The following is a 14,579-nucleotide window of genomic DNA, read 5'->3' as shown; positions in this document are numbered from 1 at the left end:
TGGCAGCGATGACGTACATTTGCGTCTAGAGCTGCCACTGCCTGTTCGATTATTTGTTCAGGATACCTAAATATTCGCTCCATGGCCCTACATCAGTTGTGTATCTTTTGGCCATGACCCGTACAATTTGCGCCGTATGCGTTAAATCATGAACGACCCACGTAGAGAGCAATTCCCGTACTTTTACGACCCCAAAAGCGGGATGGAGTCCGGTTAATTCCAGATGCTTTTCCGGTTCCACGAGCGTTCGCAGCTTGGCTATGTTTTCGGCACGAAGCGTTTTGAATTCCAGCAGCTTTTGCTCGAACGATCTTTCCGACGTCTCCTGTAAGTGAGCGAAGCGATCAAATGGAGGAAACGGCTTACTTTCTCCCTCTTGAAGAATGATCTCCAGACGTGGAATCCGGAGTTATTCGCCTTTTATCAACGCCTTCCCTTCCAATTTGTTTGGAGAAGGGTGGATTTGTTTGCGTGAATACGTATAGAATGGTCGTAAGCAAGGCTCGTCTAAATAGAAACGCAGAGGTTGATAGATGGATGTTTAAAATCGGCGTGGTTGGTCCCAAGCAATCGGTAGAAAGGATTCTTGCGGTTGCAAAGGAATTCGAGGAAGGAATGAATTTTGTTCCGTATCCGTATACAGAGACAAAAGAGACAGAAAAAATCGTCTTGGAAAATGACCAGTACGTGGATCATTGGCTTTTTTCCGGACCGATTCCGTACTTGATTGCCCGGCAAGCATTGGATGATGACAAGCGGATGGAACATATTTACCCAACGGAGTCCAGCATCTATAAAGGCTTTTTGGAAATGGTCTACACTCATCGGAAATTAATCGATCGCGTCAGCATCGATATGCTTTTATCCACTAAATTCATGGAAGATTCCCTGCACAGCATCAACATCTCTGTGAGCGATATGTATATGAAGACGTTCGAAGCTACGATTGATCCGCAGGAGCTGCTAGATTTTCATCTTGCGCTATGGAAGGAGAAAAAGACAGACGCTGCTATGACCTGCTATCCGACCGTTTATCAAGCGCTAGTAGAAGCAGGTATCCCAGCCTATTGGATCTCGCCAAGCCATATGGAGATTCAGCAAACGGTACGCGTGTTTGTCGAGAGAGTGCGGACGTCTTATTTCAAGGATACACAGATCGGGATCGAGATGATTGAGGTCGAGCAATTTGACAGAATCAAGGAAAGCGCAAAGACCCCGTATCATTTGCAATATTTGGAGCTGCGTATAAAGCAAGCGTTGATCAAGCTGTGCGAGCAAGTGGATGGATCACTTCTGGAGCAGGGGAATGGCCGATATGTCATCTTCAGCACGCGCGGGACGATTCACAGGGAGATTCCTACCTTGCAAAACACAGTAGAGTTTTTGGCGAAGGAAGCAGATACGACGGTCGCTGTCGGAATCGGTTTTGGAGAGACGGCTTTTGCAGCAGAGATGAATGCCCATCGTGCACTGCGCCAATCGAAGGAAAAAGCAACGCGAGATATTGTCATGATTCAGGATGACGGAACGATCGTAGAGTGGGTCGGTCAGGAAGAGGAGCTCATCTACTCGTATCGTGCAGACGATGATGAGGTTTTGGAAAAGCTGAAAAAGGGGAACATCAGCGTCAAAAGCTATAAAAAGCTCGATGCCTTGCTGCAAAAAATGGGTTGGACCGATTTCACGACAAAGGACCTGGCCAAATATTTGCAAATGAGCGAGCGAAATGCACAGCGCATCGTCGCGGATTTGTGCGCCGTTGAGCTGGCGGAAAGCTCAGGGGAGGAATCGCAATCAACGCGAGGAAGACCCATCAAACGATACCGACTTTTGTAAGCACCCTGTTACGGGTGCTTTTTTCATTGCAGAGAAATCGAAATGTTAAAAAAAACCGTTGCCAATAGTCTCAACATTTCGTAATGTATATATAACGACATGTCGTAATATATGCGGTAATTAAGGGAGCTGGACCATATTTGCGCGGATCGTCAGTCATCGAACGAGATGAATGCGCTTTCGCCAAAATGAAAAACTAGCTTAGTAATGCATCTAGAAGGAGGTATCCACACATATGGTATCAGCACGCACGAGAAACTGGATTTTAGCGCTACTGTTTTTGGGCTGGGCATTAGGGAACCTGGATCGATACGTCATGAACTATGCCATTTTGTCGATTACAGAAGACTTGCAGCTTAGTGCTTCATCCACGGGATTATTGCTCAGTAGTTTTTTTGCTGGTTATGCACTCATGCAAATGCCTGGAGGCTGGCTGGCAGACCGATTTGGTTCCAGAAAAGTACTCATCGTTTCTGTTGTCATGTGGTCTATTTTTACAGGGCTGACCGGAGCCGCTTGGTCGATGGCTTCGATGATTCTCATCCGTTTTCTGTTCGGGATCGGCGAAGGTGGCTTCCAACCAGCCAGCTCGAAGATTATCGCTACCATTTTTCCTGTCAAGGAACGCTCGCGAGCCATGTCCGTGATGCTCTCCTCTAGTGCCATTGTTGGACTTTTCTCCCCGATTTTATCCGTTTGGATGATTCAAACCATGGGCTGGCGAACCATGTTCGTCGTCATTGGAGCTATTGGCGCCATCATTGCTTTCCTGTTCTGGCGTTATATTAAACTTCCACAAGCAGAATCTGCAACGAATACAACTGGCTCCGATCAACAAAAAACCTCAGTGGCTATGCTGTTTAAAACACCGCTGCTTTGGAGTCTGTTAATCGCTTACTTTAGCATTTATGCAGTGAACTGGGGCCTCGTAACCTGGATGCCAACTTACTTGAGCAAGGTACGCGGACTGGATATGATTTCACTCGGCTGGCTGCAAACGATCCCAGGCTTCGCTACGCTGGTCGGTATTTATGTGAGCGGCTATGTACTGGACAAGCTGCCAAAAGGTCGCGAAAAAATCATTGGTAGTTTCTCCTGTGTGGTAGTCGCGGTCCTCTTGTACTTCATGTTTACTGCATCGAGCGTGACGATGTTTATTACGTACCAAGCAATTGTGTCGCTGTTCCTTTCCTTTGTGATCATCCTGTTGCCGTCTGTTGTCCTGAAAAATCTTCCGGCTGCTGTAGCGGGAACTGGGATGGGCATCGTGAATACAGGTGGACAGCTAGCTGGCTTTATCACGCCAATGGCGATTGGTTTCATCGTAGAAGCGTTTAACGGTTCATTTGATGCAGCGTTCTGGATGCTGATCGGCTTCGCGGTCATCTGCATTGGTGCACTACTATCATTGAACTATGAAAAAGGCGAGCTGTTGAAGCAAAACGCCGACAGTGCATCCGCCTGAACAACTAGAGAAAGGAGCGTATGAAATGAACAGAACCGAGATCATTTCTGCGTTAATTGAACAAAAAAGAGACGCGTTTATTCGCGTTAGCGATAAAATTTGGGAAACGCCAGAGATTTACTTCGAGGAGCATCGTTCTGCCGAGTATTTGTGTCAAGCGTTGGCAGCAGAGGGCTTTGAAGTCGAGAAAGGAATCGCTGGACTGGGTACTGGCTTTGTTGCCAGCTTCGGAAGTGGCAAGCCCGTCGTAGCCATCCTGGGCGAGTATGATGCGCTGGCAGGCTTGAGCCAGAAAAAAGGCGCGATCAACCATGAGCCGATTGTAACGGACGGTCATGGGCATGGATGTGGACATAATCTCTTAGGTGCCGGAGCATTGGCAGCAGCGGTTGGCATCAAGGATTACATGGAGCAAACAGGCTTTCAAGGTACAGTTCGTTACTATGGGTGTCCAGCAGAAGAAGCAGGCTCTGGAAAAGCGTATTTGGCAAGGGCCGGCGTATTTGCTGACGTAGATTTTGCACTCTCCTGGCACCCTGCGACAGCGCCAAGCATCATGAACATCAGCTCGCTTGCGAATTACTCTGTTCGTTTTCAGTTTCACGGAAAAAGCGCGCATGCAGCCGCCGCTCCGCATTTGGGACGCAGTGCCTTGGATGCCGTGGAACTAATGAACGTAGGCGTGAACTACATGAGAGAGCATATGATTCCAGAAGCACGGGTTCATTACGCGATTACGAATACAGGCGGAATTTCACCAAACGTCGTCCAGCCGTTTGCGGAGGTCGTGTACTTGATTCGTGCTCCGAAAAAGCAGCAAGTGCAGGAACTATATGAAAGAGTCTACAACATCGCACGGGGAGCCGCCTTAATGACGGGAACCACCATGGAAGCGGTGTTTGAAGGGACAGCTTCTGATCTTGTGCCGAATACGGTATTAGCGAAGCTCATGCACAAAAATCTGGTTGAAGTCGGCGTGCCTACGTACGATGAAGCAGATCAGCAATATGCCAAACAAATTCAGGCAACGTTAACAGCTGAGGATATGAGAGCTTCGTTGTTCGGTTTGGATCGTGAAACAGCGAAACAATTGAAGGACAAAGTGATTGCGGATGTGATCGGACCACTTTCTACGCACGAGTTTACGCTTGCTGGGTCTACGGATGTGGGAGATGTTAGCTGGCAAGTACCGACGATGCAATGTATGACGACATGCTGGGCACTGGGTACGCCTTTCCATACGTGGCAGGTTGTCTCGCAAGGGGCCATGCCAATCGCACACAAAGGGATGCTGCAAGCAGGTAAAGTCATGGCAGCTACAGCGATCGAGGTGATGGAAAACCCAGCGCTGATCGAACAGGCAAAAGCCGAATTGCAGGAACGTTTGGAAGGAGAAGAATATTTCTCGCTCATTCCTGACGATGTTCAACCACCTCAAAAAGCTTAAATCGACGGTGAAAAGGAAGTTGGTTAGTCAAGTGGCGCAGCAAACAAGAACGATCGAAACAGACTGCTTGGAACAATGGATCGAGCAATATCGTGGGGAGTCCAGCAAGGGCAAATGCGCTGCTTATATCCCTGCTTTGAAAGAGGCTGACCCAACACAGCTAGGGATTTGTGTGATGGGACCAGATGGACAAATCAGCAGGGCAGGCAACTACGATGCTCCTTTCACCCTGCAAAGCATTTCCAAAGTCATCAGCTTTCTCGCAGCATGTACGCACCATGGGATAGAGAATGTATTGGAGCAGGTGGATGTAGAGCCTACGGGAGACGCATTTGATTCGATGGTTCGGCTGGAAATGCACAAGCCGGGAAGGCCTTTTAATCCGATGATCAATGCAGGAGCCATTACGGTGTCTTCCTTGTTACAGGGGAACGGAGTCCAGGAAAAATTTCGTTCCTTTCAAGACATGGTCGAGCGCATGACAGGACGCAAGCATCAGATCAATGAGGAAGTGTATCACTCCGAGTGGCAAACAGCCAACCGCAATCGTTCCCTCGCCTACTATCTCGCAGCTACTGGCTTTTTGGCTTGTCCGGTAGAGGATGCTTTGGACGTGTATATCCGGCAATGCTCTCTGGAGGTAACGGCAGAGGACATCGCGAAAATCGGCTTGATCCTGGCGCATGATGGCTATGATCCGATACGCAAGGAACAGCTTTTCGGCAAAGAGCTGGCTCGTGTGACCAAAGCACTGATGGTCACATGCGGCATGTACAACGCTTCTGGTAATTTCGCTGCTTTTGTGGGCGTGCCAGCGAAAAGCGGCGTGTCAGGAGGCATTATGGCTGCCATCCCTCCGCGTGGGCGCTCTGGGGATCTGCCTTTTGCTGGCGGCTGCGGAATCGGTGTGTATGGCCCTGCGATTGACCAGTACGGAAACAGTGTAGCTGGGGTAGCAATGCTCAAGCATATGGCAAGTGCGTGGGATTTGACGATCTATTAAAAAGAAATGGCTAGAGATCACAGATCATGTCTGGATCTTTAGCCATTTCTTTTACTTTCGCAATTGCTCTTTGATGAGTTGCTCTTCGTATGCTGTAGGATTCGAAATGCTGTTTTCAATGAAAAACTCAGCCTGGCTCTTTATGATGCTAATTTCTCTCTCTTCCTCTACCATCTGCATTCCATCTGGGGTAGTAAAGTGAGCAACTTCTGATAGATTTCCTTCCTTATGAATATGATCTGCTCGTAAATCAACGAGCACTGTCATCAGAAGTTTATCTTTATAGAAGATTCTTGCTGTCACCTGTTTTTTCTCCAAATCAACCAAAGGATAATCGGTTCTTATTCCAACTGGTTCAAAAATGGTAAAACCAAAACTTTTCACAGCGAATCACCTCGTTTCTTGATTTTACCAAATGGAAACATCAACATACAGCTGCTGGCTTTCATTGGCAAAAAAAAGAACCTGTGACATACTGGAGCTATCACGGTCATCGGAGGAAATCAACATGATAGAAGTGGTTGCATGTGGCGAGTTATTGATTGATTTTACACCTGTACAGCATAAGGAAAAGCCGGACAGCGCTGCATTTGAGCAAAACCCTGGAGGAGCGCCAGCCAATGTACTTGCCGCTCTGTCAGGCTTTGGGAAGCGGACCTCCTTTATCGGTGCGGTAGGAAACGATGTGTTTGGGCGTTTTTTACAACAGACCTTGATCCGACAGAATATTGGGACAGAAGGGCTCGTACTCACGGAGGAAGCGCCTACGACGTTGGCTTTTGTCCATCTCGATGAGACAGGTGATCGTTCTTTTCACTTTTACCGCAATCCGGGTGCAGACATTATGCTGCGGGAACAAGACGTGAACGAGGCGTTGATTGCACAGGCAGCGATTTTTCATTTCGGTACGTTGTCCTTGACGCATGAGCCAGCCAGATCAGCAACCTGGAAAGCCGTCGAGTACGCCAAAAAGCATCAGAGACTCCTTTCATTTGACCCAAATATTCGAGCGTCCTTATGGGGGGATCTGGAAGAAGCGAAGGCTATGGCCCTCAAAGGAATGGCGCAGGCCGATATCGTTAAGCTGTCCGAGGAAGAGCTGGCTTTTCTCATGGGGAGCGAGGATGCTGTGGAAGCGACAGCGTGGATGCTTGCGCAATATGATCTGCAAGCTGTTTTTGTCACGTTAGGGGAAAAGGGGTGTTTTTACCGCACACAAGATCATTTCGGTACAGTCGATGGATTTCCAGTAACCGCGATCGATACGACTGGAGCGGGAGACGCGTTTGTTGGCGCACTGCTCTATCAGCTTCTTGAGGCGGGGGAAAGTATGCTGGATATCCCAAAAGCCACGCTAGAGGACATGGTGCGCTTTGCTAATGCCGCAGGTGCCCTCACGACAACAAGATCAGGTGCCATTCCCGCCATGCCTGCGCTGTCCGAGGTCAAAAGCTTCATGGAAGCAGCACGGTAGGAGGGAAGAATCATGATTTTTGTGGAAGTCATCCTGCCTGTCCTGCTCATTTTTCTTAGCGGCTATATTTTGCAGCGCATTTTCAAAATGGATTTGAAACCGATCTCTTCCCTGGCGATTTACATCTTGTCGACGGCGCTCGTCTTTCGTACGTTTTACAAAACACAGCTCGACTTGCAATTATTTTATATCGTGGTGATTTCGCTGCTCTTGCTGGCTGCTCTCGTTGTGATCACGCAGTTGACGGCACGATTATTCAAATACGACAAGCAACAGGAAAGCGCACTGATGCTCGCGACCGCCTTCATGAACAGTGGCAACTACGGGACGCCAATTATTTTGTTCGCCTTCGGAGACGCTGGCTTTACGTATGCGGTGCAAATCATGGTTTTCCACTCGATCATGATGGGAGTATTCGGCGTGTATTTTGCCTCCCGAGGCGGGAATGGGATGGGGACGGCCATCAAGGCGATCTTCAAGCAGCCATCTAATTACGCTGTGGTTCTTGCGATTTTGCTGCAACAGATGCAAATCGTCATCCCGCAAAGCTATTACCAGGCGATTGATCTCGTTGCACAAGCGGCGATTCCGGTTGTAATGCTCATCTTGGGCATGCAGCTCGCCAATGTATCTACCAAAGCGCTAGAGTGGCAGGGACTCAGCGCTGCGAGTGTCATTCGGCTGGTGGCGTCACCACTTTTGGCGTACCTCATCTGTCTGTTATTCCCGATTGATCCGCTTCTGCAAAAGGTATTGGTCGTTCTAGCAGCCATGCCTTCTGCCGCAACTACTGCGATCTATGCGATCCAATTCAACATGCGACCACAATTTGTTTCCAGCAGCGTGTTGGTTACGACGGTTATCAGTATCGGAACATTAACGTTTTTGCTGAACATTTTGCACTAGTCCTGACGTAGACAAGGGAGGAAGAAAACATGAATAAGACAGAGGTATTGCGCCTTTTTGACAAAGAGATGAGAGTGGATATTACCTATCCGCCACTTCGACGGGAGGAGACAGAACACCTCGTTCGTCACGTTTCACCGACTTCGGATGATTCAGGAGTCGTCTTGTTTTCCAGGCTGTCTGAAGAAAATGCAGAGGAAGTTATCAAGCAGGAACTCGAATATTTCTCAAGTCTTCAGCAATCCTTTGAGTGGAAGCTGTTTGATTATGACCAACCGGCTAATTTGCTTGAAAGGCTGAAAGGCCATGGTTTTACAGTTGATGAGGAGGAAGCGACGCTTGTGTTGGGGGTGGCGCAGGCAGAGGAGTTACGAAGCCTTGTCATTCCGCCAGAGATACGGCAAATCACTGAATCGGCGGGCATTGATGATATCATGCAGTTGAAGGAGCAAGTATGGGGCAGTGCGAATGAGGAGCTTGCTGCGAGATTAAAACGGGATTTGGCGGAAGATCCTGAGCACCTGCTCGTGTACGCTGCGTACAGTGGCGATCAGGCAGTGAGTGCTGCTTGGATGTACTTGCATGAGGATACGTCCTTTGGCAGTCTGTGGGGAGGCTCTACTTTACCTGAATTTCGAAATAAAGGCTATTATACGGCTCTCGTGGCAGTGCGCGTACAAGCAGCACAGGAACGCGGGTATCCGCTGTTGATGGTGGATGCGAGTCCGATGAGCCGACCGATTCTGGAGAAAAAAGGCTTTGAATTTCTTGCCTATTCTTATCCTTGTTTTTATGAGTATAAATAGTATCGTGGAAAAAGAAGCTGCCCAATGCTCTGAGGGGGCAGCTTTTGTAGTTGCAGATAGTCGCCTGTGTAATTATTATGAGAATAAGAATCATTTGCAAAATTATCCTACATATGGTTAGGCAGGGAGAAGGTCATGGATCAAGCAACTGTACATTCCATATACGATAGCTATATCAATGCATTGCCCTCTACAAAAAGTGATCGCATTGTGTCCGAAGCGAATCGGTATACACTGACGAATAATGATGGCTACTTTCGGAGACTGATTCCTCGACCGGGATTGGAGCTGGTCGAGTCCAGCTATTCCCTTCAGGAAAACCGCGTCATGGATTTACAGTCGCAGGCAGCCATGGTTGAGCTTAGCTTTTGTTTGGAGGGCAGCGGGGAGTTCGTCGTTTCGGGAAGTCAGCACGAGTTTTTGCCTGGGAGCTGCTCCCTTCAATTGATGAACGATTTTCATGCGCATTTTATGTACCGGGCGGATGTTCCTCATCGATCTGTCGGGATCGGTATTTCCATGGAGCAATTTAATGATTGGGTGGCTGAGAGCGATGTGGGAGCAGCGTATTCCTTTCAAGGGCTGCTTGGCAATCAAGCCTATCGTCTGTTTCGGATGCCGTTGCAACCGAATATGGCGCGGATGCTCCAGCAATTGAACGATTTTTCATCCTCCCATCTGAAGCTGCGGAGATTGCATACGGAAGGCAAGATTCTGGAGATTGTGTCGTCGGCGCTGGATACGTTTTTGTTCGAGCGGGAAGAGAATCGACCAAGGTCACAGTTATCTCGAAGTGATCGGGAAAAGATTCACAAGGCCCGTGACATTTTACTCGAAAAAATGGAGTCTCCGCCTTCTCTGCTCGAACTGGCGCGTATGGCGCAGCTCAATGAATACAAGCTAAAGATCGGCTTCAAAGAAGAGTTCGGGACGAGTGTATTTGCCTACTTGCGGGAAAGGCGGTTGGAAAAAGCGCTTGGACTGCTGCGGGAGGGCAATCTGAATGTCAGTGAGGTTGCACTCATCGTGGGATTCTCTAACTTCAGTCATTTCTCCGAGGCGTTTCGCAAGCAGTATGGATTCAATCCTTCCGAGGTGAAGCGGGGGAGATTTTGCTAGTTTTACAAGCCACCAGACCGTGTTATACGTCTTCCTCAGATATATCGTTTATAGCAGAGTCGTTGTTCGGACAAGAGGTTATTCTCATCCTCGGCATAGGGCGAGCGGCAACATGCCATTAGGCTCCAGGTCCCTAAAGAAAAACAATATTTTCATGAGAATATTCAAAAAAATCCATTTTGCACTTGAAACTTACGTAACGTAATGAATTATGATGTAGAAACCGGTAAAAACCTCGCGCGAAAACGTACGCTAAGCTTAAAATCAGAGGGAGTTGAAGAGAATGACGAAACAAACACGAATTGGTAAAACAGACTTAGTTGTCAATCCAATCGGACTTGGAACAAGCGCTGTAGGAGGCCACAATATTTATCCTAATGTAAATGAAGAAGTAGGAAAAGATTTGGTGCGGGCTGCGATCAACCATGGAGTGAATTTTTTAGATACAGCGTTTTTTTATGGAATAGGACGTTCAGAGGAGCTAATAGGTGAAGTGATAAAAGAAGCAGGAAAGCGTCATGAACTCATCCTTGCAACAAAAGGTGGCCTTACACTTGTCGGCAATGATGTTACCATGGATAATTCGCCCGCTTATTTAAAACAAACCGTTGAAGATAGTTTGAAAAGGCTACAAACAGATTACATAGATTTATTTTATATTCATGCGCCAGATCAGGATACACCAAAAGATGAGGCAGTTGGAGTCTTAAAACAGCTAAAGGACGAAGGTAAAATTAGAGCAATTGGCGTTTCTAACTTTTCACTGGAACAATTGAAAGAAGCAAATAAGGATGGTTATGTCGATGTAGTACAGGGAAACTACAATTTGCTGCAGCGTGAAGCGGAACAAGAATTCTTTCCATATACGACAGAGAATCATATCTCGTTTATTCCATATTTTCCACTAGCCTCAGGCTTGCTTGCCGGTAAATACAATAAGGATATGACATTCAATGATCTACGCAAAGATATGCCTCACTTCCAGGGCGATAACTTTAAAAGAAATCTAGAAAAGGTAGAGCAGCTCCGTAAAATTTCAAATAAAAAAAATGCCGAAGTTGCTCATATAGTCCTTGCTTGGTATTTCACACATCATTCAATTGATGTTGTCATTCCCGGAGCACAAAGAGCAGAGCAAGTGCTGGATAATTTAAAAACAGTGGACGTCCACCTGACAGAAGAAGAAATCAACGAAATTGATCGTATTTTTAAATAGGTTCTCTGTGGCGAACCTTCGTACTACTGCCCTTTAGCTTAACGCCTCGTCAGTGAGATTTTGAAGCACAATCAGCAAACCTAGCGATTCATCGATCACCTATAGTAAAATAATATAAAAAAGGGAACGGAAGGTGTAAACAATGTGCCGAAACATCAAAACCTTGTTCAACTTCGACCCACCCGCGACAGAAGATGAGATTCAAGCAGCAGCCCTGCAATTCGTGCGAAAGCTTTCGGGCTTCAACACGCCTTCGAAGGCCAATGAAGAGGCTTTTCACCGAGCGGTCCAAGAGGTCTCCGTTGTTGCGAAAAACCTCATGGATTCGCTGGTGACGAATGCAGAGCCACGCAATCGAGAAGTCGAAATCGAGCGTGCTCGCGCGAGAAACGCCAAACGGTTTGGCACGACAGAGTAGTGAGATGCTAAAGACAAATAGTCTATTCTAGGGGCAGTCCATTTGGGCAACTGCCTATTTTGGTTTCCTGTATCAGAAATTTCAGCATCTTATCATCGTCTTATGAGATGATTTATCATTTCGCTACTATGTCTCTCTCCTGTGAATTATATTATCGTAGAAGGCAAAGGGGAGAGGATCATCATGGAAAAGGTGAACGTCGCACAACATTTATCACGCTTGCAAGATTCCTGGGGCTCTCTGATTGTCGGAGAGATGAATGATACGTCTATTAAGCTAGAGAAGTTGCAAGGTGAGTATCCTTGGCAACAAAATGACCAGAAAGATGAACTGCTGTTTGTCGTCAATGGCAGACTACTGCTGATGTACCACGAGCGTAATATATGGGTGGAAGCCGGAGAGTTTATCGTTGTGCCGAAGGGAGTTTCTTACAAGCTGTTTATCCCGAATGGCGATTGCCATCTACTGGCGATTGAACCGAAAAAATTCGCTGCTCTCAAACGCTGCTCCTAAGACGATCAACATAGAAAATCGACCGCTATTCGTTCGTGAATAGCGATGATATAGAGCTGTCAATCGACCGGTCACTTTCGTTGGCTGGACAATTGGCGGCTTTTTTGCTATTAATATATGTTCAGAAAAGTGTTGACTTATGCGTAATTTGTTATGTAATAAATACTGATAGCTCCAACTCTTTTCGAGGTGATGAATGTTGGACGACGGCATATATGTATTGATTAAAAAAGGAGACCCCGGGCAGCTTCAGAAGCGTCAGTTTCTACATAAGGAAGAGTGTACGATTGGGAGACGGGGTAATCAATTACAACCAGACATTGCTTTTTCTAGTCCGTATATATCCAGAAGGCATGCAGTGATACGGAAAATCAATAACCAATATACGATTTCTGATTTGCAAAGCAAGCATGGGACAGAAGTGAACGGAATGGTGATACAGCAAGCACCGCATTTTCTTTATCACGGTGATCATATTACGCTGGCTAAAGGCGTGGTAGAGATGATATTTTTTGCAGAGGGTAGCGAGATGGATGTGACGCGGGAGTTCTCATTCCCTTTGACGATTCCAAAAGAAACTACCTCCACGTCCGGCTTGGTCATCAATCTGGAACGCAGAGAAATACGTCTCGATGGCACGAGAATCCATTTGACCGGAAAAGATATGGACTTGCTCATGCTTCTGTACCAACGTTCGAATCAGGCGGTCAGCTATGATGAAATCATGGTACTCGTCTGGCCGGAACGGTTGCTGAATACGGAGAGCAGCGTCCCGGATGTTGGACGAGCCGAGATCAACGCTCTCGTTTATCGCTTGCGTAAGCGGCTGGGCAGATTTGGAGAAAACGTCACCACGATCCCGCGCTTCGGTTACATGTGGGAAGAGTAGTAGGCAGTACGACAGACACAGGATGAATTTCCTGTGTTTTTTTGCATTTGATGTAACTATCTGATACTTATCATCGTCCTATGATAATAGTCTCATCTTGCCATCATCTTTTTTCCATATATTATGGTATCCGACTGTAATATCGTGTGGTAGGGAAGGTGAATGACTAGTGAAAAAGACATGGATAGTATTTTGGACGGTTTTTGTCGTTGTTCTTTCAGGGTTTTTCTATCTTTTCTGGGACTTTTGGAAGGACAACACGCAGTCGGATGGCGAGAGGGCAAAGACAGCATTCACCGCGTATACGACAAAGTGGGGAGAACAGAAATTCTCTGACATGTACGAGCAGCTTTCTTTACATACAAAAAAGACCATCAGCAAAGAAGAATTCGTTTCGCGTTATCAAAACATTTACGGCGGAATCGAGGCCAAAGCGATTGCGGTCGAGCCGATGTACAATGGCGACGTCATGCTAGGTGAGGATGGGCAGATCAATTTTCATTACCGGCTGACGATGGAAACTTTCATTGAACCGATTTCCTTTACGGGGAAAGCGACACTTGTCAAAGAAACGCAGAATGACTTGGAGGACTGGTACATTCATTGGAATCCTTCTTTTATTTTTCCAGAAATGAAAGAAGGGGACAAAGTAAGAGCCAATACGGTGCATCCCAGACGAGGTGAAATCACGGATCGGGCAGGGCGTCCATTGGCAACAGAGCGTGTCGGGGTAGATATCGGGATAAATCCGGGAGAATGGAGTCAGGCTTCACAGACCGGGAAAATGGAGGTCAGCAAGCTTTTGCAAATTCCGTTGGATGACCTCACCTCCAAGGTCCAAGCTACGACAAGCAAGTCGGCCAAGTTTATCCGGATCGCCACGCTGCCGCAGGACGATGCACGCATCAAACAATTAGAAAAAACAGAAGGGCTCAAACTGCACAAAAAGAAAGTCCGCTACTATCCCTATCAGGATGCGACGGCCCATTTGGTTGGCTATGTAGGAGCGATCAGTCAGGAAGAGTACGAGAAGCGAAAGGATCAGGGGTATAAAACATCTGATGTGATTGGAAAATCAGGACTGGAACAGATTTTTGAGGAGCAGCTAAGAGGGAGTGCAGGTGGGCGTATCGTCATTACGGATCCAGAAGGAACGGAAAAAAAGACCGTGGCGGAACGCTTCGCCAAGCATGGAAAGCCACTGGCATTAACGATAGATGCTGAAATACAGAAAACGATTTACCAGGAGCTGAAAAACGAAGCAGGCACGGCATCGGCGATCTCACCAAAGACCGGGGAAATACTGGCCCTCGTCAATTCTCCGTCCTTTGATCCTAATGCGTTTGTGCTTGGGATGTCGGCTACAGAGTGGAAGCAAATGAATGAAAACCCGCAAAAGCCGCTTCTCAATCGGTTCGCGCGCGGGTTTGCGCCGGGCTCGACCTTCAAGCCGATTACGGCAGCGATTGGCCTTGAATCAGGAGCCA

14 protein-coding genes and 1 pseudogene are annotated in these 14,579 nt (G+C 47.2%); 13 read left to right on the top strand and 2 right to left on the bottom strand.

Features of this window, described 5'->3' with window-relative positions; genetic code table 11:
- Positions 1-49: 49 nt before the first annotated feature.
- Positions 50-403 (bottom strand): annotated as a pseudogene (locus PMI05_RS29785) (DinB family protein); the annotation flags it as partial.
- A gap of 134 nt (positions 404-537) precedes the next feature.
- On the opposite strand from PMI05_RS29785, the gene PMI05_RS05085 reads away from it, so the two are divergent.
- The 4 genes from PMI05_RS05085 (at position 538) to PMI05_RS05070 (ending at position 5,751) form a co-directional block, all read left to right on the top strand.
- Positions 538-1,836: a hypothetical protein gene (locus PMI05_RS05085; protein ID WP_039960287.1), complete on the top strand. Its 1,299-nt coding sequence runs from the start codon at positions 538-540 to the stop codon at positions 1,834-1,836.
- Positions 1,837-2,071: 235 nt separating this feature from the next.
- Positions 2,072-3,301: an MFS transporter gene (locus PMI05_RS05080; RefSeq protein ID WP_007718122.1), complete on the top strand. Its 1,230-nt coding sequence runs from the start codon at positions 2,072-2,074 to the stop codon at positions 3,299-3,301.
- Between the two features lie 25 nt (positions 3,302-3,326).
- Positions 3,327-4,748 carry a M20 family metallopeptidase gene (locus PMI05_RS05075; RefSeq protein WP_007718120.1) on the top strand — a complete coding sequence of 474 codons (1,422 nt, stop codon included), beginning with the start codon at positions 3,327-3,329 and terminating at the stop codon, positions 4,746-4,748.
- Positions 4,749-4,767: 19 nt separating this feature from the next.
- Complete coding sequence (locus tag PMI05_RS05070) at positions 4,768-5,751, top strand: glutaminase (RefSeq protein WP_052006408.1); 984 nt, start codon at positions 4,768-4,770, stop codon at positions 5,749-5,751.
- A gap of 51 nt (positions 5,752-5,802) precedes the next feature.
- On the opposite strand, the gene PMI05_RS05065 is transcribed toward PMI05_RS05070, so the two are convergent.
- Positions 5,803-6,135, bottom strand: coding sequence for a hypothetical protein (locus PMI05_RS05065; RefSeq protein ID WP_007718117.1), 333 nt, complete (start codon positions 6,133-6,135; stop codon positions 5,803-5,805).
- A 124-nt stretch (positions 6,136-6,259) separates the two neighbouring features.
- On the opposite strand from PMI05_RS05065, the gene PMI05_RS05060 reads away from it, so the two are divergent.
- From PMI05_RS05060 to PMI05_RS05020, 9 genes are all read left to right on the top strand, one after another.
- On the top strand, positions 6,260-7,225 hold the full coding sequence (locus tag PMI05_RS05060; RefSeq protein WP_007718115.1) for a carbohydrate kinase: 966 nt from the start codon (positions 6,260-6,262) through the stop codon (positions 7,223-7,225).
- A gap of 12 nt (positions 7,226-7,237) precedes the next feature.
- The gene (locus tag PMI05_RS05055) at positions 7,238-8,131 is read left to right on the top strand and encodes an AEC family transporter (protein WP_007718113.1); all 894 of its coding nucleotides are present in this window, start codon (positions 7,238-7,240) and stop codon (positions 8,129-8,131) included.
- A 29-nt stretch (positions 8,132-8,160) separates the two neighbouring features.
- Complete coding sequence (locus PMI05_RS05050) at positions 8,161-8,937, top strand: GNAT family N-acetyltransferase (RefSeq protein ID WP_007718109.1); 777 nt, start codon at positions 8,161-8,163, stop codon at positions 8,935-8,937.
- A gap of 135 nt (positions 8,938-9,072) precedes the next feature.
- On the top strand, positions 9,073-10,056 hold the full coding sequence (locus tag PMI05_RS05045) for an AraC family transcriptional regulator (RefSeq protein WP_007718106.1): 984 nt from the start codon (positions 9,073-9,075) through the stop codon (positions 10,054-10,056).
- A gap of 283 nt (positions 10,057-10,339) precedes the next feature.
- Positions 10,340-11,272 (top strand): aldo/keto reductase, encoded by a 933-nt coding sequence (locus PMI05_RS05040; protein ID WP_007718103.1) that lies wholly within the window; start codon positions 10,340-10,342, stop codon positions 11,270-11,272.
- 142 nt (positions 11,273-11,414) lie between these two features.
- Positions 11,415-11,690 carry a DUF2277 domain-containing protein gene (locus tag PMI05_RS05035; RefSeq protein ID WP_007718101.1) on the top strand — a complete coding sequence of 92 codons (276 nt, stop codon included), beginning with the start codon at positions 11,415-11,417 and terminating at the stop codon, positions 11,688-11,690.
- 183 nt (positions 11,691-11,873) lie between these two features.
- The gene (locus PMI05_RS05030; protein ID WP_007718096.1) at positions 11,874-12,203 is read left to right on the top strand and encodes a mannose-6-phosphate isomerase; all 330 of its coding nucleotides are present in this window, start codon (positions 11,874-11,876) and stop codon (positions 12,201-12,203) included.
- 196 nt (positions 12,204-12,399) lie between these two features.
- Positions 12,400-13,092 carry an FHA domain-containing protein gene (locus tag PMI05_RS05025; protein WP_007718094.1) on the top strand — a complete coding sequence of 231 codons (693 nt, stop codon included), beginning with the start codon at positions 12,400-12,402 and terminating at the stop codon, positions 13,090-13,092.
- A gap of 169 nt (positions 13,093-13,261) precedes the next feature.
- Positions 13,262-14,579 (top strand): NTF2-like N-terminal transpeptidase domain-containing protein (locus PMI05_RS05020; protein WP_007718092.1); only part of this gene is annotated, 1,318 nt, incomplete at its 3' end.

The sequence above is a fragment of the Brevibacillus sp. BC25 genome, from assembly GCF_000282075.1.
Taxonomy (GTDB): domain Bacteria; phylum Bacillota; class Bacilli; order Brevibacillales; family Brevibacillaceae; genus Brevibacillus.
This window is presented reverse-complemented; position numbering and strand designations above follow the sequence as displayed.